This window comes from Roseateles sp., from assembly GCF_047654785.1.
In the GTDB taxonomy this organism is placed as follows: domain Bacteria; phylum Pseudomonadota; class Gammaproteobacteria; order Burkholderiales; family Burkholderiaceae_C; genus Pelomonas.
Genome location: NZ_JASGKQ010000003.1, coordinates 822,401 through 843,985, shown reverse-complemented (window position 1 = coordinate 843,985; position 21,585 = coordinate 822,401). Strand labels below are relative to the sequence as shown.

Annotated in this window: 23 protein-coding genes and 1 pseudogene; 9 read left to right on the top strand and 15 right to left on the bottom strand. The window is 74.3% G+C overall.

The annotated features are described in order from the left end of the window. Nucleotides 1-1,191: a DUF1501 domain-containing protein gene (locus QM788_RS12955; RefSeq protein WP_415661888.1), complete on the top strand. Its 1,191-nt coding sequence runs from the start codon at nucleotides 1-3 to the stop codon at nucleotides 1,189-1,191. Here QM788_RS12955 and QM788_RS12950 read toward each other — a convergent pair. Together QM788_RS12950 and QM788_RS12945 are read right to left on the bottom strand one after the other, a co-directional pair. Further along, nucleotides 1,188-1,751 carry a flavodoxin family protein gene (locus QM788_RS12950; protein WP_415661887.1) on the bottom strand — a complete coding sequence of 188 codons (564 nt, stop codon included), beginning with the start codon at nucleotides 1,749-1,751 and terminating at the stop codon, nucleotides 1,188-1,190. The genes QM788_RS12955 and QM788_RS12950 overlap by 4 nt on opposite strands. Nucleotides 1,752-1,785: 34 nt before the next feature. Then, nucleotides 1,786-2,508: a pirin family protein gene (locus tag QM788_RS12945; protein WP_415661886.1), complete on the bottom strand. Its 723-nt coding sequence runs from the start codon at nucleotides 2,506-2,508 to the stop codon at nucleotides 1,786-1,788. A gap of 99 nt (nucleotides 2,509-2,607) precedes the next feature. Here QM788_RS12945 and QM788_RS12940 point away from each other — a divergent pair, with 99 nt between their 5' ends. The 4 genes and pseudogenes from QM788_RS12940 (at nucleotide 2,608) to QM788_RS12925 (ending at nucleotide 5,215) form a co-directional block, all read left to right on the top strand. Beyond that, nucleotides 2,608-3,576 carry a LysR substrate-binding domain-containing protein gene (locus QM788_RS12940; RefSeq protein WP_415661885.1) on the top strand — a complete coding sequence of 323 codons (969 nt, stop codon included), beginning with the start codon at nucleotides 2,608-2,610 and terminating at the stop codon, nucleotides 3,574-3,576. Further along, a complete protein-coding gene (gene gluQRS, locus QM788_RS12935; RefSeq protein ID WP_415661884.1) occupies nucleotides 3,573-4,496 on the top strand; it encodes a tRNA glutamyl-Q(34) synthetase GluQRS in 924 nt (307 codons plus the stop codon). Before QM788_RS12940 ends, gluQRS begins: the two co-directional genes overlap by 4 nt. Then, a pseudogene (locus tag QM788_RS12930) lies at nucleotides 4,493-4,837 on the top strand (FKBP-type peptidyl-prolyl cis-trans isomerase); the annotation flags it as partial. The gene gluQRS and the pseudogene QM788_RS12930, both read left to right, overlap by 4 nt. 30 nt (nucleotides 4,838-4,867) lie before the next feature. Then, nucleotides 4,868-5,215 carry an FKBP-type peptidyl-prolyl cis-trans isomerase gene (locus QM788_RS12925; RefSeq protein ID WP_415662984.1) on the top strand — a complete coding sequence of 116 codons (348 nt, stop codon included), beginning with the start codon at nucleotides 4,868-4,870 and terminating at the stop codon, nucleotides 5,213-5,215. A gap of 74 nt (nucleotides 5,216-5,289) precedes the next feature. Here the strand turns inward: QM788_RS12925 and map are convergent, their stop codons facing one another. Genes map through QM788_RS12890 form a run of 7 tightly spaced genes read right to left on the bottom strand, consistent with a single transcriptional unit; the run spans nucleotide 5,290 to nucleotide 12,792 of the window. Beyond that, on the bottom strand, nucleotides 5,290-6,081 hold the full coding sequence (gene map, locus QM788_RS12920) for a type I methionyl aminopeptidase (protein ID WP_415661883.1): 792 nt from the start codon (nucleotides 6,079-6,081) through the stop codon (nucleotides 5,290-5,292). Further along, nucleotides 6,078-6,326, bottom strand: a complete 249-nt coding sequence (locus QM788_RS12915) for a ParD-like family protein (protein ID WP_415661882.1) — start codon at nucleotides 6,324-6,326, stop codon at nucleotides 6,078-6,080. The genes map and QM788_RS12915 overlap by 4 nt, the downstream gene beginning before the upstream one ends. Nucleotides 6,327-6,362: 36 nt before the next feature. Then, complete coding sequence (locus QM788_RS12910; RefSeq protein ID WP_415661881.1) at nucleotides 6,363-6,803, bottom strand: acyl-CoA thioesterase; 441 nt, start codon at nucleotides 6,801-6,803, stop codon at nucleotides 6,363-6,365. After that, nucleotides 6,800-7,969: a hypothetical protein gene (locus tag QM788_RS12905; RefSeq protein ID WP_415661880.1), complete on the bottom strand. Its 1,170-nt coding sequence runs from the start codon at nucleotides 7,967-7,969 to the stop codon at nucleotides 6,800-6,802. The genes QM788_RS12910 and QM788_RS12905 overlap by 4 nt, the downstream gene beginning before the upstream one ends. Continuing rightward, on the bottom strand, nucleotides 7,956-10,772 hold the full coding sequence (locus QM788_RS12900; RefSeq protein ID WP_415661879.1) for an ATP-binding protein: 2,817 nt from the start codon (nucleotides 10,770-10,772) through the stop codon (nucleotides 7,956-7,958). Before QM788_RS12900 ends, QM788_RS12905 begins: the two co-directional genes overlap by 14 nt. Continuing rightward, complete coding sequence (locus tag QM788_RS12895; RefSeq protein WP_415661878.1) at nucleotides 10,772-11,482, bottom strand: hypothetical protein; 711 nt, start codon at nucleotides 11,480-11,482, stop codon at nucleotides 10,772-10,774. The genes QM788_RS12900 and QM788_RS12895 overlap by 1 nt, the downstream gene beginning before the upstream one ends. Then, on the bottom strand, nucleotides 11,479-12,792 hold the full coding sequence (locus QM788_RS12890; protein ID WP_415661877.1) for a hypothetical protein: 1,314 nt from the start codon (nucleotides 12,790-12,792) through the stop codon (nucleotides 11,479-11,481). The genes QM788_RS12895 and QM788_RS12890 overlap by 4 nt, the downstream gene beginning before the upstream one ends. Before the next feature lie 91 nt (nucleotides 12,793-12,883). Between QM788_RS12890 and QM788_RS12885 the strand changes: the two genes are divergently transcribed. Continuing rightward, on the top strand, nucleotides 12,884-13,675 hold the full coding sequence (locus QM788_RS12885) for a DODA-type extradiol aromatic ring-opening family dioxygenase (protein WP_415661876.1): 792 nt from the start codon (nucleotides 12,884-12,886) through the stop codon (nucleotides 13,673-13,675). A 12-nt stretch (nucleotides 13,676-13,687) separates the two neighbouring features. Here the strand turns inward: QM788_RS12885 and QM788_RS12880 are convergent, their stop codons facing one another. Continuing rightward, nucleotides 13,688-14,617 carry a Gfo/Idh/MocA family protein gene (locus QM788_RS12880; protein WP_415661875.1) on the bottom strand — a complete coding sequence of 310 codons (930 nt, stop codon included), beginning with the start codon at nucleotides 14,615-14,617 and terminating at the stop codon, nucleotides 13,688-13,690. Between the two features lie 99 nt (nucleotides 14,618-14,716). On the opposite strand from QM788_RS12880, the gene QM788_RS12875 reads away from it, so the two are divergent. Next, nucleotides 14,717-15,391, top strand: coding sequence for a 2-keto-4-pentenoate hydratase (locus QM788_RS12875; protein ID WP_415661874.1), 675 nt, complete (start codon nucleotides 14,717-14,719; stop codon nucleotides 15,389-15,391). Here QM788_RS12875 and QM788_RS12870 read toward each other — a convergent pair. From QM788_RS12870 to QM788_RS12860, 3 genes are read right to left on the bottom strand one after another with little or no spacing between them, the layout of a single operon-like run. After that, entirely contained in the window at nucleotides 15,369-15,965 is a 597-nt protein-coding gene (locus QM788_RS12870; RefSeq protein ID WP_415661873.1) for a DUF1294 domain-containing protein, read from the bottom strand. The two genes, QM788_RS12875 and QM788_RS12870, sit on opposite strands and share 23 nt — an antisense overlap. Continuing rightward, nucleotides 15,962-16,477 carry a GNAT family N-acetyltransferase gene (locus QM788_RS12865; protein WP_415661872.1) on the bottom strand — a complete coding sequence of 172 codons (516 nt, stop codon included), beginning with the start codon at nucleotides 16,475-16,477 and terminating at the stop codon, nucleotides 15,962-15,964. Before QM788_RS12865 ends, QM788_RS12870 begins: the two co-directional genes overlap by 4 nt. 19 nt (nucleotides 16,478-16,496) lie before the next feature. Continuing rightward, entirely contained in the window at nucleotides 16,497-18,155 is a 1,659-nt protein-coding gene (locus QM788_RS12860) for a DEAD/DEAH box helicase (RefSeq protein ID WP_415661871.1), read from the bottom strand. Nucleotides 18,156-18,572: 417 nt separating this feature from the next. On the opposite strand from QM788_RS12860, the gene QM788_RS12855 reads away from it, so the two are divergent. Further along, nucleotides 18,573-19,004, top strand: a complete 432-nt coding sequence (locus QM788_RS12855; protein WP_415661870.1) for a putative toxin-antitoxin system toxin component, PIN family — start codon at nucleotides 18,573-18,575, stop codon at nucleotides 19,002-19,004. After that, nucleotides 19,001-19,252, top strand: coding sequence for a toxin-antitoxin system HicB family antitoxin (locus QM788_RS12850; protein ID WP_415661869.1), 252 nt, complete (start codon nucleotides 19,001-19,003; stop codon nucleotides 19,250-19,252). The genes QM788_RS12855 and QM788_RS12850 overlap by 4 nt, the downstream gene beginning before the upstream one ends. Here the strand turns inward: QM788_RS12850 and QM788_RS12845 are convergent. Continuing rightward, nucleotides 19,241-21,022, bottom strand: coding sequence for a chorismate-binding protein (locus tag QM788_RS12845; protein WP_415661868.1), 1,782 nt, complete (start codon nucleotides 21,020-21,022; stop codon nucleotides 19,241-19,243). The genes QM788_RS12850 and QM788_RS12845 overlap by 12 nt on opposite strands. Further along, nucleotides 21,022-21,579, bottom strand: a complete 558-nt coding sequence (orn, locus tag QM788_RS12840) for an oligoribonuclease (protein ID WP_415661867.1) — start codon at nucleotides 21,577-21,579, stop codon at nucleotides 21,022-21,024. The genes QM788_RS12845 and orn overlap by 1 nt, the downstream gene beginning before the upstream one ends. Nucleotides 21,580-21,585 lie beyond the last annotated feature (6 nt).

Here is a 21,585-nt window from a genome sequence, read left to right as displayed (position 1 = left end):
ATGCAACGCCGCCACCTGCTCCAACTGGGCCTGGCCGCCACGCTGCCCGGCACACGGCTGTGGGCCGCCGCGCCCGGCACGCCGCGCCTGCTCGTCGTGTTCCTGCGCGGCGCCTACGACGCGGCCAGCCTGCTGGTGCCCGTCGCGTCGCCGTTCTACGACGAGGCCCGCCCCAGCATCGCCATCGCCCGCGACGCCACGCTGCCGCTGGACGGCGACTGGGGCCTGGCGCCCGCGCTGGCCGACAGCCTGCACCCGCTGTGGCAGCAGGGCCAGGCCGCGTTCGTGCCCTTCGCCGGCACCCACGACCTCTCGCGCAGCCACTTCGAGACCCAGGACCGCATCGAACGCGGCCAGCCGGACGACCCCGCCCCAGGCCGCCCAGGCGGCCGCGACTTCCGCAGCGGCTTCCTGAACCGCCTGGCCGGCGTGCTGGGCGCCGGCCCGCAGGCCATGGCTTTCACGGACCAGCTGCCACTGATCCTGCGCGGCGGCGAGCCGGTGGCCAACCAGGCGCTGCGCGAGCTGGGCCGCGGCGCGCTCGACGCCGCGCAGGCGCGGGCCATCGCCGGCATGTACGCCGGTAGCCGGCTGGCCGGCGCGGTCGGCGGCGGCTTCGCGGTGCGCGACGAGGTGAGCCGCACGCTGGCCGGGGCCGGCGAGATGGAAGCCGCCAGCCGCGGCGCGATCCCGGCCCGGGGCTTCGCGCTGGAGGCCTGGCGCGTCGCGCGGCTGATGCGCGAGCACGTGGCGCTGGGCTTCATCGACGTGGGCGGCTGGGACACGCACGCGGCCCAGGGCGGCGCGACCGGCCCGCTCGCCAACCGGCTGGGCGAGCTGGGCCGGGGCCTGGCGCTGTTCGCCGACGAGATGGGGCCGCGCTGGCGGGACACCGTGGTGGTGGTGCTCAGCGAATTCGGCCGCACCTTCCGCGAGAACGGCAGCCGCGGCACCGACCATGGCCACGGCAGCGTCTACTGGGTGCTGGGCGGCGGCCTGCGCGGCGCCCGCGTGGCCGGCGAGCAGGTGGCGGTGGCCGCCGCCACGCTGCACCAGGGCCGCGACTATCCGGTGCTCAACGAGTACCGCGCGCTGCTCGGCGGCCTGTTCCAGCGCCTGTACGGCCTGGGCGACGCGCAGCTGGCCGCCGTGTTCCCCGGCGCCCGCCCGCGCGACCTGGGGCTGGTTTAGGCCCCGCCCTTGACCCAGCGGTCCACGGCCGCCTTCACGCGCTCGCCGAAGACCTTGGCCGTGGCGATGTCGCCCGGCACCATCTCCTCGGCGGAGGCGTCGCTGGGGGTCTGCGTGATCAGGCCGGCGTAGCCGCCGAGGTTGTTGATGTCGTCGCGCGTGGCGGCCTTGTGGTTGGGCGCCTTCAGGCCGATGCCCACCCAGACCATGCCGTGCTGCTGGCTCAGCGCGTGCAGGTAGCTCAGGGTGCCGGCCTTGTCGCCGTTCAGCGTGGCCGAGTTGGTGAAGCCGGCGGCGATCTTGTCCTTCCACAGCTGCGCGTACCAGGGCTTGCTGCTGGCGTCGGCGAACTTCTTGAACTGCCAGCTCGGGCCGCCCATGTAGGTCGGCGTGCCGAAGATGATGCCGTCCGCCGCGGCCAGCGCGGCCCAGTCGGCCTCGCCGAGGTTGCCCTCGGCGTCGATGGCGATCAGCTGCGCGCCGGCCGCGCCGGCGACGGCCTCGGCGATCTTGCGGGTGTGGCCGTAGCCGGAGTGGTAGAGGACGACGATCTTGCTCATGGGAAAACTCCTGTGGGGGAAGGTGGAGCGGCGCTCAGGCCGCGAGGTCGAACACGAGCACCTCGGCGTCCTGGCCTGCGGCCAGCGCGAGGCGCGGGGTCTGGCGGATCTGCAGCGCGTCGCCCGCCGACAGCGCCTGGCCGTTGACGGTCAGCACGCCGCGCACCAGGTGGACGTAGGCGATGCGCCCGCCCGCCAGGTCCAGCTCGGCGCGCTCGGCGCCGTCGAACAGGCCGGCGTAGAGCCGGGCGTCGGCGTGCAGGGCGACGGCGCCGTCCGCGCCGTCGCGGGCCGCCACCAGGCACAGCCGGCCGCGCTTGGAGGCGGCGTCGAAATGCCGCTGCTCGTAGCTGGGCGGGAGGCCGCGGCGGTCGGGCTGTATCCAGATCTGCAGGAAGTGCGTGGCCTGGTCGCGCGCATGGTTGAACTCGCTGTGCATCACGCCGGTGCCGGCGCTCATGCGCTGCACGTCGCCGGGGCGGATCACGCCCGCGCTCGCGCCGCCGCGCTCGCCGTTGCCCAGGCTGTCCTTGTGCGCCAGCTCGCCGGAGAGCACGTAGCTGATGATCTCCATGTCGCGGTGGCCGTGCATGCCGAAGCCGGTGCCCGGGGCGATGCGGTCTTCGTTGATGACGCGCAGCGCGCCGAAGCCCATGCGGGCGGGGTCGTGGTAGTCGGCGAAGGAAAAGCTGTGGAAGGACTCCAGCCAGCCGTGGTCGGCATGGCCGCGGTCGCAGGACTTGATCAGCTCCAGCATGGCGGGCTCCGGGCTCGATGCGATGGCGCCACTGTAGGCAGCGCGCCCGCCGCCATCGCCCAGCCGCGCCGGGGGACACCATTCAAATAGACTGAACGGATGCCGCACAACGCCGACAAACGCCGCGCCCTCACGCCCGAGGCGCTGTCCATGATGGACACCATCGCCCGCACCGGCAGCTTCGCCGCCGCCGCCCGCGAGATGGGGCGCGTGCCGTCGGCGCTGACCTATGCCGTGCGCCAGCTGGAAGACGCGCTGGACGTGCTGCTGTTCGACCGCAGCTCCCGCCAGGCCGTGCTGACCCGCGCCGGGCAGGAGCTGCTCACCGAGGGCCGGCGCCTGCTGCAGGAGCTGGACGCCGTGGCCAACCGGGTGCGCCGCATCGCCACCGGCTGGGAGAGCGAGCTGACGATCGCGGTGGACGACGCGCTCGCCCGCCGCGCGCTGTTCGACCTGATGGAAGCCTTCTACGCCCAGCGCCTGGACGGCGGCGGCCCGCCGCCCACGCGGCTGAAGCTGCGCGTGGAGGTGCTGTCCGGCACCTGGGAGGCGCTGCTCAGCGGCCAGGCCGACATCGCCATCGGCATGCCGCCGCGCACGCCCAACGCCGCCATCCAGAGCGAGCCGCTGGGGGCGCTGGAGTTCGCCTTCTGCGTCGCGCCGCACCACCCGCTGGCCGGCGCGCCCGAGCCGCTGACCGCTGCGCAGATCGCCGAGCACCGCGTCATCACCGTGGCCGACAGCGCCCGCCAGCTGCAGCCCGTCACCATCGGCGTGCTGCCCGGGCAGGACGTGCTGACGCTGCCGTCGCTGGCCGCCAAGGTCGAGGGCCTGCTGCGCGGCCTGGGCTGCGGCTCCGTACCCGCGCCCATGGTGCGCCGGCACGCCGAGGCCGGCCGGCTGGTGCGCAAGTCCACCTACGAAGGCCTGCGCGACGCCGCCATCCACTACGCCTGGCGCGACACCGGCGCCGCCCCCGGCAAGGCGCTGGCCTGGTGGCTGGCGCGGCTGCGCAGCGAGACGACGCGCGCCGCGCTGCTGGCGCAGCACGAGGGCCTGCTGCTGTGACGCCCTACTGCGGCCGCTTCGCCCCGTCGCCCACCGGCCCGCTGCACGCCGGCTCGCTGGTGGCCGCGCTGGCCGGTTGGCTGGATGCGCGCGCCCACGGCGGCCGCTGGCTGGTGCGCCTCGAGGACGTGGACGGCCCGCGCTGCCCGCCGGGCATGGACGAGCTCATCCTCGGCCAGCTCGCGGCGCTGGGGCTGCACGCCGACGAGCCGCCGGTGCGGCAGTCCCGCCGCGGCGAGCGGTACCAGGCCGCGCTGGACCGCCTGGCCGCCGCCGGCCACGCCTACGGCTGCGCCTGCACCCGCGCCGAGATCGCCGCCGCCCAGGCCCGCCTCGCCGGCCCGCGCGCGAAGCACGGCGAGCTGGTCTACCCCGGCACCTGCCGCCACGGCACGCGCGGCCGCCCGGTGCGCGCATGGCGCTTCCGCGTCGATGCCGACGGGGAAGACGGCGCCCGCGTCGACTGGCGGGACCGCCGCCTGGGCGCGCAGTCGCAGGACCTGGCCGCGGAGGTCGGCGACTTCGTGCTGAAGCGCGCCGACGGCCTGTGGGCCTACCAGCTCGCGGTCGTCGTGGACGACGCCGCGCAAGGCATCACCGACGTCGTGCGCGGCGAAGACCTGGCCGACAACACGCCGCGCCAGATCGCGCTGCAGCGGCGCCTGGGCCTGCCCACGCCGCGCTACCTGCACACGCCGCTGGTGCTGGCGGCGGACGGGCACAAGCTGTCCAAGCAGAACGGCGCGGCGGCGCTGGACCTGGGCGACCCGGCCGCGCGGCTGTCGGAAGCCGCCGGGCACCTGGGCCTGGCGCTGGACGGCCGCGGCCCCGTCGGCCGCCTGCTGGCCGAGGCCGCGGCACGCTGGCCGCACCGGGCGGCGACAATCCGGCGTTTTCCCACGGAAGGACTGTCCCCATGAACACCACGCCCACCGGCCTGCAGTACGAAGACACCGTCGTCGGCGACGGCCCGCAGGCCCAGGCCGGCCAGGACGTCACCGTCCACTACACCGGCTGGCTCTGGGTCGATGGCCGGAAGGCGGCCAAGTTCGATTCCAGCAAGGACCGGGGCGACCCGTTCGAGTTCGAGCTGGGCGCCGGCATGGTCATCCGCGGCTGGGACGAAGGCGTGCAGGGCATGAAGACCGGCGGCCGGCGCACGCTGATCATCCCGGCCGGCCTGGGCTACGGCGCGCGCGGCGCGGGCGGCGTGATCCCGCCGAACGCGACGCTGTGCTTCGAGGTCGAGCTGCTCGGCCTGGCCGGCGGCCCCGAGCCCGTGGCGCTGAACCTGCAGGCGGCCGCCAGCGGCCTGCAGTTCGAGGACCGCGCGCTGGGCGACGGCGCCACCGCCGAGGCGGGCCGGCGCGTGTCGGTGCACTACACCGGCTGGCTCTACAAGGACGGCCTGCGCGGCAAGAAGTTCGACTCCAGCAAGGACCGCGGCCAGCCCTTCCAGTTCCAGCTGGGCGGCGGCGAAGTCATCCAGGGCTGGGACGAAGGCGTGCAGGGCATGAAGGTCGGCGGCACGCGCATGCTGGTGCTGCCGCCCGAACTGGCCTACGGCGAATACGGCGCCGGCGGCGTGATCCCGCCGAATGCGACGCTGCTGTTCGAGGTCGAACTGCTGGCGGTGTGAGGCGCCGGGGCGGCGCGGGGGCTGCCCCGGGGCTCGATGGCCGGGGCGTCGAGCGCCGCCGCCACCCGGCCGCCTCAATCAATCGCCGGATACTCCCCCACCCCATCCGGCCACGGCGTCAGGACCTCGAAGCCGTCCCGGGTCACGGCCACCATGTGCTCCCATTGCGCCGACAGCGAGTGGTCCTTGGTCACCACCGTCCAGCCGTCGCTCAGCTCGCGGATGGCGGCGGCGCCCGCGTTGAGCATGGGCTCGATCGTGAAGATCATGCCCTCCTGCAGGCGCAGACCCTCGCCGGGGCGGCCGAAGTGGTTGACGTGCGGCTCGTCGTGGTAGACGTCGCCGATGCCATGGCCGCCGTACTCGCGCACGACGCTGAAGCCGGCCGCGTGCGCGACCTTCTGGATCGCGTGGCCCACGTCGCCCAGCGTCGCGCCCGGCCGCACCTGGCGGATGCCCGCGCGCAGCGCCTCGTAGGTCGTCATGACCAGCCGCCGCGCCAGCACATTGGCCTCGCCGACGAAGAACATGCGGCTGCTGTCGCCGAACCAGCCGTCCTTGGTCAGCGTCACGTCCACGTTGACGATGTCGCCCTTCTTGAGCCGCTTGTCCCGGCTCGGGATGCCGTGGCAGACGACGTGGTTGGGCGAGATGCAGGCCGTCTTCGGGTAGCCGTGGTAGCCGACGTTGGACGGGATGCACTTCAGCGTGTTGACGATGTAGTCGTGGCAGAGGTCGTCCAGCTCGCCGGTCGTCACGCCGGGCACGACGTGGGGCTTGAGCATGGCCAGCACCTCGGCGATCAGGTGCCCGGCCTCGCGGGCCTTGGCGACCTCGGCGGGCGTGCGCAGCTTCAGGCTTTTCATGAGCGCGCCCCCTTGGCCGGCGCCGGCCGGGCCCAGCCGGCCACGCGGGCCAGGTCCAGCCCGCCTTCCTGCTCGGCGCGGATCAGCAGCTGGCAGATCTCGCTGTGGCTGAGCTGCGGGTGCAGCTCGGCCAGCATGCCGATGCGCATCCAGTGCTCGGCCTGGGCGTTGATGGAGCGCGACAGCGCCTGGCTGGCAAGGCGCAGGCTCTCGTGCAGCGGGTCGGAGATTTTGACGATTCCCATGCCGGCACTATATACGATTCGTATATGAACCGTATATCACCCGGCGACGGCCGCCCCGTACACGGCCAGGAACTCCGCCGGCATGCGCCGCGGCCTGCCGCTGCCGATCTCGATGCAGACCAGCGCCCAGCGCCCGCGCAGCAGCGTGGCGCCGTCGCTCGCGCGGCGCAGCTGGAAGCGGCGCTCCATCGTCAGCTTGCCGTCGCACTGCGTCAGCCAGGTGCCCAGCAGCAGCGCCTCGCCCTCGAACGAGGGCAGCAGATAGTCGTAATGCCCCTCGCGGATGGCCATCGCGCGGTCCAGCCGCCGGTAGTCCGCGAGGCCCAGGCCCAGCGCCTCGGAGTGCGCCCAGCCGGCGCGTTCGCACCACTGCACGTAGACGGCGTTGTTGGTGTGGCCCAGGCCGTCGATGTCGCCCGGCTGCGGCGCCAGCGCCAGCGTGAAGGGGTCGGGGCGGTCCCAGTCGTCGGCGGTCACAGCCAGCCCTCCTGTTCGGCCTTCACGCCGCGTTCGGTCAGGGCCTCGCGCAGCGCCGCCAGCGCGGGCGGCAGCTCGCGGGCCGACAGCCGCGCCAGCAGCGCGCGGTCGTAGCGGCCCAGCGGCGGCAGGCCGGCCCGGGCCAGCCGCGCGGGCTCCATCGCCACGGCCTCCCAGGCCAGGCCGGCGTCCACCCAGGGCCGGGCGGCGGCCAGCGCGATCTCGATGCCGGCCGGGTCGGCGTCAGCGCTGACGGCGGCCGGCGCGGGCGCCAGGGCCAGCAGCCGCGCCATCGCCTGCGCCCAGGCGCGCGTCGGCCGGCCGGCGATCCACACCAGCGCATCGCCCGGCGCGCGCCGCGCGGCCTGCTTCTCGAAGCTGGCGCGGTTCTCGATCAGCCACCAGCGGCCGGGCGGCGCCGCGGCCTGCACGCCCGCCAGCGCGTCGGCCGGCAGCGTGTGGAAGGCCGCCACGCCGAGGTCCAGCCGCCGGCCGCCGGCCCAGTGCAGGCTCAGGTCGCCGGCCAGCGTCAGCGTCGGCGCAAAGGCGTCGATGCCCAGCGCCGGCAGGTCGAAGTGGCGCGCCAGCCACTGCCACTCGCCGTCGGTGACGGCCTTGGTGTGGCCCAGGCGCAGCGCGAAGTCGCGGCGCAGGCCCTGCTCGCCGCCGGCCACCCAGCCGCGCAGGGCCTCCAGCAGCGCGGCGCGCGCCTCGGCCGGCCCGGCCGCCATGCGCGACTCGGCCAGCGCCTGCGCCGCCTCGCCGACGAGCGCGTCGTCCATCAGCGCCGCCAGCCGCGCGGCCAGCGCCTCGCGGCGGGCCTCGCGCTGGCTGCGCGTGGGCAGGCCCAGCGCGGCCTGCAGCGCCTCCAGCGCCACCCACTGCACGGCCGTGCGCTGCCAGCGGCCGTGCGCGAAGCGCTCGTCCACCGTGCACAGGCCGGCCGCCAGCGCCCGCTCGGCCAGCCGGTCCGCCAGCTCGATGCGGGCCGGGCCGGCCGCCTCCAGCAGCGCCTGCCACCGGCGCGACGCCGCGCTGCCGCGCAGCCAGTCGGCCAGCAGCCCGCGCTCGTCCACGTCCAGCGCCGGCAGCCCGGCCGGCCACTGCGGCCGCGCCGCGGCCCGTTGCCGGCGCGTGCGGCTGGCGCTCAGTTCAAGCGTACTCACTGACCTCAGGCCGCCTCGCCAGCACCGCGATCGGCGGCGCCCAGCGTTCGCCGCGCGGCTTCTTGCTGGTCACCAGCGTGATCTCGCTGGGCTCGAACACCTCGACGTTGTGCGTGATCGGCGTCGTCAGCAGGTATTGCGCGCGCGTGCTGCGCAGGAAGTGGCCGACGAGCTGGATGTTGCGCACGTCCAGGTGCGCGAACGGCTCGTCGATGAAGACGAAGCCGCCCGGCGTCTCGTCGTCCTTCATCAGCCCGACGAGCAGGATCAGGCTCTTGAGCACCTGCTGGCCGCCCGAGGCCTCGCCGTCGTTCAGGCCGACCTCGCCCTTGCCGTCGAAGTTGAACCTGACGTGCAGGCCGGCCTGGGCGAGCACGGTGTCGTCGTTGTCCAGGTGCGGCAGCTGCGCCTCGGCGACGACGCCGGCCAGCTCGCCCAGTTCGGCCACGTTCTTCTTGTAGCGGCGCACGGTGGCGCGCAGCACGTCGATGTAGCGCTCGCGGGCGTTGCTGGCGGCGGTGGCGGCCAGCGCGTTGCTGGCGCGGCGGTCGCCGAGCTGAGCGTCCTGTTCGCGCACCTGCATCTCCATGCGGGTGTGGCGGTCGACGACGGTGGCGTCGGTCTCCCACACGCCGCTGGCCAGCTCCTGCTCGACGTGGTGCGAGCGGATCTCGGCCTGGCGGGCGTTCTCGAACTCGTCGCGCAGCGCGGCCAGCGCGGCGGGCGCGACCCAGCGCGGCGGGAAGCCGCCGCGCGCCGCGCGGGACTCGCGGGCGGCCTGCGCCAGCGCGGTGCGGCGCTGGCCGTGCTCGCGCGCGGCCTGGGCCTGGCGGGCCTCGCCGTCGGCCAGCTCCTGCTGGGCGCGGTGGTAGCCGTCCTCGCTGCGGGCCGAGGCCTTGACGAGCCGGTCGTGCTCGGCCTCCAGCGCCTGCATGCGCGTGGACGCCTCGGCGCGGGCCTGCTTCAGCGCCGGCAGCCGCGCGCGCGCCTCGGCGAACTCGCCGGCCCGCTCGCCCAGCTCGACGGCGGCCTTGTGGCCCTGCGCGGCGCGCTGCGCGTCCTTGAGCTGGCGCTCGACCTCGCCCTGCGCCTTGGCCACGCGGGTCAGCTCGCCGTCCAGCCGCGCCAGCTCGGCCTCCAGCGAGGCGCGGCGCGCGGCCACGGCGTTGGCGCCGAACTGGTGGTCGGACGGCGGCACGAAGACGCTGCGGCCGCCGCGGCCGTCGCGGTAGTAGGCCTCGGGCGTGATCCATTCGCCACCCACGCTCGCACCCTCGGCCGTGCTGGCCACGCAGCGGATGCCGTCGAGCTGGCGGATGAGCCAGGTCGGCAGCGGCGCGCCGACCTGCAGCGCGGCCAGCAGCGAGCCGGCCCGGGCCGGCGGCACCGGCGCGGCGTCGGACACCACGTAGTGCCGGTACTTCAGCCGCTCGGCGATGCCGAAGGCGCGCCCCTCGTCGCCGCGCTGCTTCAGCACGACGACCCAGCGCGAGCCGCGCAGCACGCCCTCGGCGGCGGCGCGCCAGCGCTCGTCGGCGATGTCGATGCTGTCGGCGACGACGTGGTGGGCGATGCCGGCCTCGTCCAGCGCGCGGCGCATCGGGCCGACCTCGGGCGGCGGCGGCGGCAGGCGCTTGTCCTTCAGCTCGTGGAGCAGGCCCTGCACATGGCGCAGCTTGTCGTCGGCGCGCGTGTAGTCGCCGCGCAGCCGGTCCCGGTCGGCGGCCAGCGCCTGCGTGCGCGCGGCCAGCGCGGCGGCGTCCGCCTCCACGTCGGCCAGCGCCTTCAGCTCGTCCTCGCGCCGAACGGTCTGCTCGACCGGCTTCTCGGCCTCGCGGGCGGTGTCGAACGCGGCGCGGGCCTGGCGGCGCTCCTCGTCCAGCGCTGCCAGCCGCGCCTGCGTGGCCTCGTGCTCGGCGAACAGCTCGTGCAGCGTCGCGCGCTTGGCGGACAGCCGGCGGCCGTCCTCCGCCGCGAACAGCCGCGCGCGGTGCAGGTCGCGGCCGTCGCGCGCCAGCCGCTCGCGCGCCTCGCTCCACTGCATGACGGGCAGCACCTCGGTCGCCAGGCGCTCGCGCTCGGCGATCTTGAGCTGCCACTGCCGGTAGCTGGTGACGCGGTGGGCCAGCTCGGCCAGCTGCGCCTGCGCGCGCGCCAGCTCGCCCTCGGCCGCCTGCACCTCGCGGGCGAGCTGCTGCTGGTGGCCGCGCGCCTGCTCGTAGCGGTCCAGCACCTCCTGGTCGCCGAACACCTCGAACACCAGGCGCAGCAGCTCCTTGGGGCTGAGCTCGCAGAGCCGGTCGGTCTGGCCCTGCTCCAGCGCCAGCACGCGGCCGATGGCGCGCGTCAGGCCGGCCGCCTCCAGCCGCTTGCGCCAGGCCTCGACGCCCAGCCACTCGCGCTCGCCCTTCTCGGCGAGCTGCTCGATCTCGACGGCGCCCTCGACGATCAGGTAGCGCCGGACCCAGTCGCCGCCCTGGCGCTCGATGCGGCAGGCCAGCGTCACCTGGTCCGCATACAGCAGCGACGACGCGAACGGCCGGCTGCTGTTCTGCCGGCCGCGCGGGCGGTTGTCCACCAGCGCGCGCAGCCAGGCGGTCTCGGCGTTGGCGTGGCGGGCGTAGGTGCGGAAGGTGCGGCCGCCCGAGCACTCCAGGCCCAGCAGCGTGCGCAGCGCGTCCAGCAGCGTGGTCTTGCCCGAGCCGTTGGGGCCGGCGATGGTGATGATGTTGCCGTCCAGCGGCAGCGTGACGCGCTGGCAGTAGTCCCAGTGCAGCAGTTCCAGGGTTTGCAGGTGGAACATCAGTCGTCGCTCGGTGTGTCTTCGGGGTCCTGGCGGGCGGCCTGGATCTCGGCCAGCGCGGGCGCGGCCGCGGCGTCGGTGGCGCGGGCCAGCACGTCGGCCAGCGCGCCGTCGAGGATGCGCGGGGCGAGCTGGTCGTAGTCCAGCAGCAGGTCCAGCAACGGGCCTTCGGCGATGTCCTCGCCGCGGCGCGTGATGAAGCCGTGGCGCTCCAGCAGCTTGAGGTTGCCGTCCAGCCGCACCTTCTTGCCGAGCTGGTCGCCGAAGTCGGCCAGCAGGCTGCGGTAGCTCAGCGTCGGCGCCACGCTGGCGGCGGCGGGCAGCGGCTTGTCGGCCGCGAACATCTCGCCCTGCTGCTCACCGGCCGCGTCGGCGCGGTTGAGCTGGCGCTGGCGCTTGGGCAGCACGATCAGGCTCCACAGCACGACCAGCAGCGACACGCCGTCGCGCGGCAGCTCCAGGTTGTTGTTGGCGGCCAGGCCGGTCTCGCCGAACACGGCGCCCTCGGCCGGCCGCAGCAGCGCCACGCCGACGTGCTCGGCGTAGACGTTGTCCACCAGCCGGCAGCCCACGCCGGCCAGCCGCGCGGTGACGGCGGCCCAGAGGTCGGCGTCGATCAGCGCGCGCTTGACCAGCGGGTGGCTGCGCGGGAGCCAGCGGCGCGCCAGCAGTTGGGCCGCCAGGCTGGCGGCGTCGTCGAGTGCGTTCATGTCGGTTCGGATTCGCTCAGGAGGTCGCCGCGGCTCATCCAGGCCACGAACGCGTCGTCGATGGCGCCCTGCTCGGCGTGCCAGCGCACGCGCCAGGGCTGGCGGGCCATGTCGCCGGTGGCGCCCTTCAGGTGGCGGGCCTGCGGGTCGCCGAGCAGCGGCAGCAACTGGGCGCGGTAGGCCGCGCTGGCATAGCTGCCGCCCAGCACGGCGGGCGCCACGGGTTGGGCGGCGCGGCCCTCGGCCGTCCAGCCGTCCAGCAGCGCCTGCAGCGCGCCCAGCTCGGGCGGCAGGCTCAGCACTTCGAGGCGGCCGTCCGGCGCGGCCTGGGCCGTGGGCAGGCCGGCCGCGTCGGCGGGCCGGGGCCGGTCGCGCTCGAACTCGGCCTCGGCGCCGTCCACCAGCTCCTGCGCCGCGACGAACACCGGCTGCACGCCGGCCCCGAGCGCGTCGCCCAGCAGCGCGGCGAGCTGCCCGGCGCCGGCCTGGCGCTGCAGCCACTGGCGCAGGTCGGTGGTGGTGACGCCGGTGGAGCCCAGCGTGACGCGCTGGCGGTCGGCCTGCTGCAGCGCGCGGTTGAACTGGCTGGCCATCACGAGCAGGCCGGCCTGCGCGCTGGCGAGGTCGCGCGCCAGCCGCTCCAGCCGCGCGTGGCCGCTGGCCTGGGCCTGCTCGATGATGGCCTTGACCGCGTCGCTGGCGCGGTCCACCAGCGTCATCGCGCGCTCGAAGCGGGCGTTGGCGCGGCGCAGCTCGAACTCGCTGCCGCTGGCCATCGCGTCGGCGAATTCCTCGCGCAGCCGCGCCAGCTGCGCCTGCAGCATGCCCAGCCGCTGCGGCTCCAGCAGGCCCAGCTGGTGGGCGCCGGCCACGCCGGCCAGCAACGCGGCGAGGTCGTCGTCGGCGTCGGCGGCATCGGCCGTCAGCGGCTGCAGCATGGCCACCACCGACTGCGCCAGCGGCGTGATCGCATAGGTCTGCGTGGAGGCGTCCCAGTGCAGCAGGCCGGCGTCGCGCAGGCGCTTGAGCACGGTCTCCAGCGCGTCCTCGCGCACGTGGTGGAAGTGGCGGTTCAGCGCGTCGCGCGCCAGCCGCGCGGCCGGCAGCGCCATCAGCTCCAGGAACACCCACACCCGCAGCCGCACCCAGGCCGCCTCGCCGCCGAACAGCGCCCGCTGCGCGGCCAGCAGCGCCTCGTGGCGCTCCAGCTGCCACCACAGCAGCGAGTCCACCGGCGCGGCGGCGTCGCGGAAGAACTCGTCGGCGGAGCGCGGCTCGTCGGGGGCGGGCGTGGAGCGGGGGTCGGACATGGGGCGCGGATTATCAGTTCAGTCGCTTTGAGCGCTGCCGGCGGCTGCGCCGAACGCCGGCCGCACGGACCGGGCCTAGGCTGGCGGCCTGATGAAACAGCCCACTTTCTTCCTGTCCCACGGCGGCGGCCCCTGGCCCTTCATGGACGGCGACTACCGCCGTGCCCACGCGCGGCTGGAGGCCGCGCTGCAGGCGCTGCCGGCCACGCTGCCGGAGCAGCCGCGGGCCATCCTGATGGTGTCGGCCCACTGGGAGGAGGCCGCCTTCACGGTGAGCACCTCGCCCGCGCCCGGCCTGCTGTACGACTACGGCGGCTTCCCGCCGCACACCTACGCGCTGCGCTACCCCGCCCCCGGCGACCCGGCGCTGGCCGAGCGCGTCGCCGCGCGGGTCGCGGCCGCCGGCCTGCCCGTCGCGCGCGATGCCGGGCGCGGCCTGGACCACGGCGCCTTCTGCACGCTGGTGCCGATGCATCCGCAGGCGGACATGCCGGTCGTGCAGCTGTCGCTGAGGCAGGGCCTGGACCCGGCCGAGCACCTGGCGCTGGGCCGCGCGCTGGCGCCGCTGCGCGACGACGGCGTGCTCATCCTCGGCAGCGGCTTCAGCTTCCACAACCTGCGGCTGTACGGGCCGGCCGGCCGCGAGCCCTCGGCACAGTTCGACGCCTGGCTGCAAACCGCCCTGCCCGCGCCCGAGGGCCGCGCCGGGCGCCTGCAGGCCTGGGCCCGCGCGCCCGCCGCGCGGCTGGCCCACCCGCGCGAGGAGCACCTGCTGCCGCTGATGGTGGCGGCCGGCGCCGCCGAGGGCGACGCGGCCACCTGCATCTACCACGAGACCGGCTTCTTCGGCGGCGTGACGGCGTCCAGCTTCAGGTTCGGCTGAACGCCGCGGCGCTCACACCTGATGCGCGGCCACCGTGCGGCGCTCGCCGATCAGGAAGGCATCCGCCACCAGCTGGAACGGCCGCCAGTCCACCTCCGAGCGCCCGGCCGCGCACAGCTCGGCGAAGCGCGCATACAGCCGCGGGTACTCGCCGGCCAGCGCGGCATCGGCGGCCACCGGCCGGCCGTCGATCTCCAGCGCGCCGCCGCCCTGCGACAGCCGCAGCCGGCCGTCCGTGGCGACCAGCTCGATGTCCCAGGTCTGCTCGCCTTTCTGGCGGAAGTCGAACACGGTCGCCACCGGCACGCCGGACTCGGTGCGCAGGTCCAGCTGCGCGGCGATGGGCGCCTGCTGGTTCTCGGGGAACTCGAGCACGGCCTGGTTGACGACCACCTCCTCGGCCAGCACCTCGGTCAGCACCGACAGCGCGTTGATGCCGGGGTCGAACACGCCCAGGCCGCCGGCGTCGAAGATCCATTGCTGGCCCGGGTGCCAGTGGTGCACGTCTTCCTTCCATGTGATGCGGCCGCCGGTCAGCGTGCGGCCGCGCAGCCAGTCGCGCGCCGCGTCCACGCCGGCGGCGAAGCGGGAATGCCAGGTCTGGAACAGCGTGCGGCCGTGGCGGGCGGCCTCGGCCTGCAGCAGCGCGATCTGGCGCGTGGTGGCCGCGGGCGGCTTCTCCAGCATCACGTGCTTGCCGGCGCGCAGCGCGGCGAGGGCGGCGTCGAAATGCGCCTGCGGCGGCGTGCAGATGGAGACGGCGTCCAGCTCCGGCACTTCGGCCAGCATGGCCTCGACCGTCTTGAAGCCGGCCACGCCGTCCACGCCGGCGTTGCGGCTGGCGGTGGCCGCCAGCTCGAAGCGCGGGTCGGCCGCGATCGCCGGAATGTGTTGATCACGGGCGATCTTGCCGATCCCCACCAAGCCCAACTTCAGTGCCATGCCGTTCCCGGAAAAATGCGCTGCCGGACCCAGCGTCCGACAGGTTTTTCATCTTAAGGTCCGGCCTCCCGCCACCGCCCCGCAGCAACGCTCACGCTCATGACCGAAGCACTGATCCAAGCCCTCGCCGCCTGCCACCGCGACGGCAGCCGCCTGAACGCCGCCGACTGGGCGCACGCCGTGCGCAGCGAGGCCGACGCCTATGCCGTGCAGGACGGCGTGGCCCGCGCGCTGGGCTGGCCGCGGGCGCGCTGGAAGTCCGGCGGCGCGGGACCGCAGGGGCCGTTCAGCCACTCGCCGGTGAGCCCGGTGACGGCAGGCCCGCTGCTGGGCCTCGAAGCCGAGGTGGCGCTGCGCGTCGGCGCCGACGGCTCGCCCGAGGCGATGTGCATCGCCGTCGAGCTGGTGGCGTCGCGCTGGGCCGAGGGCATGGAGGCCCCGGCGCTGCTGCGCATGGCCGACTTCCAGAGCAACGCGGGCCTGCTGCTGGGCGAATGGCAGCCCTACCGCGCGCTGGACTGGGCGAACGTCGCATGGCGGCTGGCGCTGCCCGGCCAGCCGGACATCGTGCGCCGCGGCGGGCATTCGCTGGCCGACCCGGCGGGCGTGCTGCCCGCGTGGTTCCAGCACGCGACGCGCAACGGTGCCACCGTGCCGCCCGGCACCGTCGTGACGGCGGGCGCCTGGGGCGGCCTGCATGCCTGGGCCGGCCCGGTGCGGGGCAGGCTGGCCTTCGAGGGACTGGGCGAGTTCAGCTTTTCAGCAGCGGCGTGAAGACCGCGGCGAACGCCGCGACATTGAGCAGCACCATCGCCCAGTAGACGCGCCGGAACGGCGCCTTCGCGCTCTTGTGCCGCAGCGTCTGCTGCGCCAGCAGCGCCCCCGGCCAGCCGCAGGCCAGCGACAGCGCGTGCAGCGTGTTCTCGGGCACGCGCCAGTCGCCGCGCATGGCGGCGCGCTTGTCCAGCGCGTAGGTGATGAAGGTGGCCAGGCTCATCGCCGAGTACAGGCCCCAGAGCCAGTTCGGCACGCCCCAGGCCAGGTGGACAGCGAGCACCAGGCCGGCGAAGGCCGGGACCAGCAGCAGCACGCGGCCGCCATCGCGCCGGGCGGGCGCACGCGGCGCCGCGCGGGGCGCCAGGCCGCGCACGTCCTGCGCGCGCCGCTTGCCCTGCGCGTCCCGGCCTTCGCGGTAGCTGAGCCGCTCGCCCACGAAGGGCCGGTGCGGCCGCGGGCCGAACGCCTTCGCGTGCACGAACACCTTGGCGCCGCCGCCGTCGGGCGTGATGAAGCCGTAGCCCCGGGCGTCGTCCCACTGGGTCAGCGTGCCGGCCGGCATCGGCGTCATCCGCCGCGCGCCAGGAAGCGCGCCTCGGGCCCGAAGCTGGCCAGCTTGGCGGCCAGCACCGGCGCCAGCACGGCCGGCTCGGCAAAGCCGTGGCGCTGCCAGTAGCGCAGCGAGCCCTGCACCGCCACCAGGCCCAGGCGGCGCAGGCCGAACGCGCGGGCGCGCGCGGCCAGGGTGTCGAGCAGCCGCGCGGCCAGCCCGAGCGAGCGCGCCTCGGGCGCGACGGCCAGGTCGTGCAGGTAGAGCAGCGTCGGCGCGGCCGGACGCTCGCAGTGCGGCGCGTCCAGCGCCGGCAGCGTGGCCTCGCAGGCCGGCAGGCTGACGGCGTAGGCCAGCGGCTCGCCGCCCTGGGCGCCAGGCCGGCGCGCCATCCAGCAGCAATCCTGGCCTTGCGTGGCGGCCAGCTTGGCCGCGAAGGCCTCGCGGCGCTCCAGCAAGGCCGCGCCATAGCAGCGCCGCTGCAGCGCCAGCACGGCGTCCAGGTCGGCCGGCGCCATGGCGTGGAGCTCCACGCCCGGCGCCTGCCGCGGGTCAGCGGCCGAAGCCACCCTTGCGCGGGCCGCCCGGGCCGCGGCGGTCGCCGCCGAACGACGGACGCTCGCCGCCGAAGCTGGGCTTGCCGCCGAATGCCGGCTTGCCATCACCGTGGAACGGACGGTCGCCGCGCGGCGGGAAACCACGGTCCTCACGCGGCTGGAAGCCGCGGTTGTCGCCACGCGGCTGGAAGCCCTGGCCTTCGCCACGCGGGGCGAAGCCACGGTCTTCACGCGGGGCAAAGCCGCGGTCGTCGCCACCGCGCGGCGCGAAGCCGCGGTCGTCACGGCCGTGGAAGCCCCGGTGGTCGCCACGCGGCGCGAAGCCGCGATCGCCACCGTGGCCGAAGGGCTTGCCGCCACCATGGTGCGGGCGGCCGCCGTCGTCGCGGCGGAAGCTCTTGTTGCCGAAGCCCGGGCGGCCGCCGAAGCGGTCGCCGCCCCGCTCGAAGCCCTGGCCAGCCGGGCGCGGCGGGAAGATGCGCGGCTCCTGCGTCTTGGGCTCCAGGCCGGCGATCTGCTGCACGGGGATGGTCTGCGTCGTGAACTGCTGGATGCGGCGGATCATGCCCACGTCGTCACGCAGGCCCAGCGTGATGGCCAGGCCGGTGCGGCCGGCGCGGCCGGTGCGGCCGATGCGGTGGACGTAGTCCTCGGCCTTCATCGGCAGGCCGTAGTTGATGACGTGGCTGATGGTCGGCACGTCGATGCCGCGCGCGGCGACGTCGGTGGCCACCAGCACGCGCAGGTCGCCACGGCGCAGGCCCATCAGCACGCGGTTGCGCTTGCCTTGCGGCATCGCGCCGTGCAGCGGGGCGCAGGCGTGGCCGATCTCGGCCAAGCGGTCGGCCAGCCAGTCGGCGTCGCGCTGCGTGCTGGTGAAGACGACGGCCTGCTCCAGCTCCGGCGCGGCCAGGATGGCTTCCAGCAGCTGGTCCTTGTGGTGCGGGTTGTCGGCCCAGTGCAGGCGCTGGGTGATGTTCTCGTGCGTGTCGGTGTGCGTGGCGACCTCGATGCGCTGCGGCTCCTTCAGCAGCTGCTGCGCGAGACGGCCGACGTGGCCGGCGAAGGTGGCGCTGAACATCACCGTCTGGCGGGTGTCCGGCGTGTGGCTGGTGACGACGTTGATGTCGTCGATGAAGCCCATGTCCAGCATGCGGTCGGCCTCGTCCAGCACCAGCATCTCGACGTTGCTCAGCACGCACTTGCCGCTGGCCAGGTGGTCCAGCAGGCGGCCGGGGGTGGCGATCAGGATGTCCAGCGGGCCGGTGAGCTGGCGGATCTGCAGCGGATAGGGCATGCCGCCCAGCACGGTGGCGACCTTCAGGCCGGGGATGTGGCGGCCATAGGTCTGCGCGGCCTTGCTGACCTGCATCGCCAGCTCGCGGGTCGGCGCCAGCACCAGCACGCGCGGGCCGTAGATGACGCCCTTCTCACGGCGCTTGGTGTTGTCGCCGCGCGCGGCGAGGATCTTCTCCAGCGCCGGCAGGATGAAGGCGGCCGTCTTGCCCGAGCCGGTGCGCGACGAGACCATCAGGTCCTTGTTGGCGATGGCGGCGGGGATGGCTTGCGCCTGCACGTCGGTGGCGTTCTCGTAGCCGGCGTCCTTGACGGCTTGCAGCACGGCGGGGCTCAGGCCCAGGGTCTCGAAACTCATCGTTCGTTCTTTCGTTCACAGTCACGCCGCGCCAAGGCAAAGGCGCAGCGCCGAGGAGCGTCAGGCTCTTCGGAATCATCAAAAGTCGCTGGGAGAGAGATCAGCTCGCGTCGTGCGGCTCGGGCAAATACGTCAGCCCGGGTGCGGCGCGGGGGAACAGTCAGTCAAAGCGACGGCTTCATCGCCGCCGACCGATCCGTGTTCGGAGTCCGATTCGAATGATCGAACGAGGTCAGAGGAGACGTGGAACACCCGGGGCTGGCCCAGGCGAAGCGGCGAGTATAGCAGGGGATCAGGGTTTTTGCTAGGCCTGCGCCTTTTCCGCCCCGGAAGCCCCTGCTGCCGCAGCAACTCCATGCCGTCCATCCAGAATGGTCGGCGAAACAACTCGATCCACAAGGTATCATCGGCGATACCATGCCAGTCTCACCTCGCATCGTCATCGACACCAATGTGCTGGTGGCGGCGCTGCGCTCGCGCATCGGCTGGTCGTTTGACCTGCTGTCCCGCCTGGGGCTCGGGCAGTTCCAGCCCGTCGTCTCCGTACCCTTGGTCATGGAGTACGAGGCCGTCCTGCTGAGGCCCGGCCTCGTGCCCGTCCCGCCACAGGCGGTGCACGACCTGCTGGACTATCTATGCGCCGTTGCCGTGCGGCAGACCGTGCATTTCCTCTGGCGCCCGCAGCTGCCGGACGCCAAGGACGACATGGTGCTGGAAGCCGCCGTGAATGGGCAATGCAACAGCATCGTGACCTGGAACGTGCGCGACTTCGCGGCCGCCACCCCGTTCGGCATCGACATCGTCACTCCGCAACAGTTTCTGGCCGCCTTGCAAGGAGAAACCCCATGAGCGCCCTGAGCATCCGCCTGCCCGAGTCCCTGCACAAGAACGCCAAGGCATTTGCCGCCGCGGAAGGCATTTCGGTCAACCAGCTCATCAGCACGGCCCTGGCCGAAAAGCTCTCTGCGCTCGCCACCGAGCAATACCTGGAGCAGCGCGCCGCACGCGGCCGCCGCGCGGCCTTCCTGGCTGCGCTGGAGCAGGTGCCCGACGCACCTGGCGATCCGCAGGATCGCAAGCTCTCTTCAGCACCGTAAAGCCGGCAGCCAGCCGCGCAGGCTGTTGAAGAAGGCCAGCCCCTCGGCCCGCGCGAGGTCGTCGCGCGTCAGCCGCGCCTCGCGCAGGCGGCCCTGCGCCAGCAACTCGGCGCGCAGCACGCCGGGCAGCAGGCCGGCGGACAGCGGCGGGGTCAGCCACTCACCATCCAGCCGCAGCGCGAGGTTGCCGAAGCTGCATTCGGTCAGTTCGCCGGCCTCGTTCCAGAGGATGAGGTCGAAGGCGCCGGCCGGTTTGCTGAAGCCGGCATAGGCTTCGCGGCGCGTCGTCTTGTGGGCGAGGAACTCCGCGCCGGGGCCGCGCGTGGCGATCGGGCGGTCGGCCAGCGCGAGCGCCACCGGCCCGGGCGTCGGGGTGAAGGCGGCCAGCGTGTGCGCGAGGCGGCCTTCGGCGTCGCAGGTCAGGCGCAATCGCCAGCTTGCTTCCGGCTGGGCGGCCGCGACGGCCTGCAGATACGCCCGCGCCTCCGCCGGCGAAAAGCGCAGCCCGAAGTGGCGCGCGGTGCGCTGCATGCGGGCCAGGTGCGCGTCGCCGCGCAGGGCCACGCCGTCCTGCAGCCGCAGCGTCTCCAGCGCCTCGACGGGCGCTTCGGCACGGGCCAGGAAGCGCGATTTCGCGCGCCATTCGGCGATCTCGGCGGCGGGCTCGCTGTCCAGCATGATGGCGCTGCCGATGCCGCAGTTCAGCTGATCGCCATTGAACTCGACGGTGCGGATCGGCACGTTGAAGGTCGCCACGCCGCCCGGCTGGATCAGCCCCAGCGCGCCGCAGTACCAGCCGCGCGGCGCGGGCTCCAGGTCGCGGATGATCTGCATCGCGCGCACCTTGGGCGCGCCGGTCACGGAGCCGCAGGGGAAGAGCGCCGCGAAGGCGTCCGCCAGCGTCAGCCCGGCGCGGCTGACGGCGGTGACGGTGGAGGTCATCTGCCAGACGGTCGGCAGCGCATGCAGCTCGAACAGGCGCGGCACGCGCACCGTGCCCAGCTGCGCGACGCGGCTGAGGTCGTTGCGCAGCAGGTCCACGATCATCAGGTTCTCGGCGCGCTCCTTCTCGCTGCTGCGCAGGTGCTGCTGCGCGGCCTCGTCGTCGACGCGGTCGCGGCCGCGCGGGGCCGTGCCCTTCATCGGCTGGGCGGCCAGCAGCCAGTTGGGGGCCTGGACGGCGCCCGGCACGGGGCGCCAGTCGAAGAAGAGTTCGGGCGACACGCTGGCCGCGCCCGCCTCGCGCAGGAACAGGCTGAAGCCGCCCGGCTGGCTGGCGTGCAGCGCGAGGAAGAGCCGTTCGGGGTCGAGCGCACCGGCCTGCGCGCGCAGCCGCGTCGTCAGGTTGACCTGGTAGCAATCGCCGGCCCGTATGCAGTCGCGGATGCGCTCGATGGCGGCGGTCGCGTCGGGCCCGTCGTCCCGCCAGCCCAGCGGGCCGGTGAATGCCGGCGGCGCCTCCGGCCAGGGGCCGGGCGCCGTGTCGTAGACGGCGAATTCGGCCAGCGGCGCGTCCGCCTCCCGGGTGGCCAGCACGGCGTCGAACGCGGCGGCGGCCTCGTAGCGCAGGCCGCCCAGCACCCAGGCGCCGGCGCGCGCGGCGGCCTCGGCGTCGGCGATGACGCCGCGCACCTCGGCCCGCCGCATCGCCCGCAGCCAGCGGGCCGGCGGCGCCGTCCAGCAGCCGCGCAGCCGCTCGCCGTCCTCGCGCGCCAGCGGATGGCGGGGAAAGTCGAACGCGGCGTGGAGGCGGCCGGCCTGCGGCGCCATCAGAGCGCCAGCAGGGTCGCGCGGTAGTGCGCCAGCTCGTCGATGGACTCGTGGATGTCGGCCAGCGCGGTGTGGGCCTGGGCCTTCTTGAAGCCCTCCAGCGCCGCCGGCTTCCAGCGCTTGGCCAGTTCCTTCAGCGTGGACACGTCGAGGTTGCGGTAGTGGAAGAAGCGCTCCAGCTCCGGCATGTAGTTGGCCAGGAAGCGGCGGTCCTGGCAGATGCTGTTGCCGCACATCGGGCTCTTGCCCTTGGGCACGTAGGCTTTCAGGAAGTCGAGGGTCTGCGCGGCGGCATCGGCCTCGCGGATGGTGGAGGCCTTGACGCGGTCGATGAGGCCGCTCCTGCCGTGGGTGCCCTTGTTCCAGGCGTCCATCGCGTCCAGCGTGGCGTCGCTCTGGTGGACGGCGAAGACCGGGCCTTCCACGCGCCGCTCCAGGTGGGCGTCGGTGACGACGACGGCGATCTCGATGATGCGGTCGGTGTCGGGGTACAGCCCGGTCATTTCGAGGTCGATCCAGATCAGGTTGTCGTCGCTGGGGGCGAGGGTGTCGGGCATGGCGCG

Bases quoted from the DNA above. Each gene is read 5' to 3' on its own strand.
- QM788_RS12880 (WP_415661875.1), bottom strand. From the start codon at position 14,617: ATGGCACTGAAGTTGGGCTTGGTGGGGATCGGCAAGATCGCCCGTGAT.
- QM788_RS12950 (WP_415661887.1), bottom strand. From the start codon at position 1,751: ATGAGCAAGATCGTCGTCCTCTACCACTCCGGCTACGGCCACACCCGC.
- QM788_RS12955 (WP_415661888.1), top strand. From the start codon at position 1: ATGCAACGCCGCCACCTGCTCCAACTGGGCCTGGCCGCCACGCTGCCC.
- orn (WP_415661867.1), bottom strand. From the start codon at position 21,579: ATGCCCGACACCCTCGCCCCCAGCGACGACAACCTGATCTGGATCGAC.
- QM788_RS12855 (WP_415661870.1), top strand. From the start codon at position 18,573: ATGCCAGTCTCACCTCGCATCGTCATCGACACCAATGTGCTGGTGGCG.
- QM788_RS12915 (WP_415661882.1), bottom strand. From the start codon at position 6,326: ATGGGAATCGTCAAAATCTCCGACCCGCTGCACGAGAGCCTGCGCCTT.
- QM788_RS12890 (WP_415661877.1), bottom strand. From the start codon at position 12,792: ATGTCCGACCCCCGCTCCACGCCCGCCCCCGACGAGCCGCGCTCCGCC.
- map (WP_415661883.1), bottom strand. From the start codon at position 6,081: ATGAAAAGCCTGAAGCTGCGCACGCCCGCCGAGGTCGCCAAGGCCCGC.
- QM788_RS12845 (WP_415661868.1), bottom strand. From the start codon at position 21,022: ATGGCGCCGCAGGCCGGCCGCCTCCACGCCGCGTTCGACTTTCCCCGC.
- QM788_RS12875 (WP_415661874.1), top strand. From the start codon at position 14,717: ATGACCGAAGCACTGATCCAAGCCCTCGCCGCCTGCCACCGCGACGGC.
- QM788_RS12940 (WP_415661885.1), top strand. From the start codon at position 2,608: ATGCCGCACAACGCCGACAAACGCCGCGCCCTCACGCCCGAGGCGCTG.
- QM788_RS12885 (WP_415661876.1), top strand. From the start codon at position 12,884: ATGAAACAGCCCACTTTCTTCCTGTCCCACGGCGGCGGCCCCTGGCCC.
- QM788_RS12870 (WP_415661873.1), bottom strand. From the start codon at position 15,965: ATGACGCCGATGCCGGCCGGCACGCTGACCCAGTGGGACGACGCCCGG.
- QM788_RS12895 (WP_415661878.1), bottom strand. From the start codon at position 11,482: ATGAACGCACTCGACGACGCCGCCAGCCTGGCGGCCCAACTGCTGGCG.
- QM788_RS12850 (WP_415661869.1), top strand. From the start codon at position 19,001: ATGAGCGCCCTGAGCATCCGCCTGCCCGAGTCCCTGCACAAGAACGCC.
- QM788_RS12900 (WP_415661879.1), bottom strand. From the start codon at position 10,772: ATGTTCCACCTGCAAACCCTGGAACTGCTGCACTGGGACTACTGCCAG.
- QM788_RS12860 (WP_415661871.1), bottom strand. From the start codon at position 18,155: ATGAGTTTCGAGACCCTGGGCCTGAGCCCCGCCGTGCTGCAAGCCGTC.
- QM788_RS12945 (WP_415661886.1), bottom strand. From the start codon at position 2,508: ATGCTGGAGCTGATCAAGTCCTGCGACCGCGGCCATGCCGACCACGGC.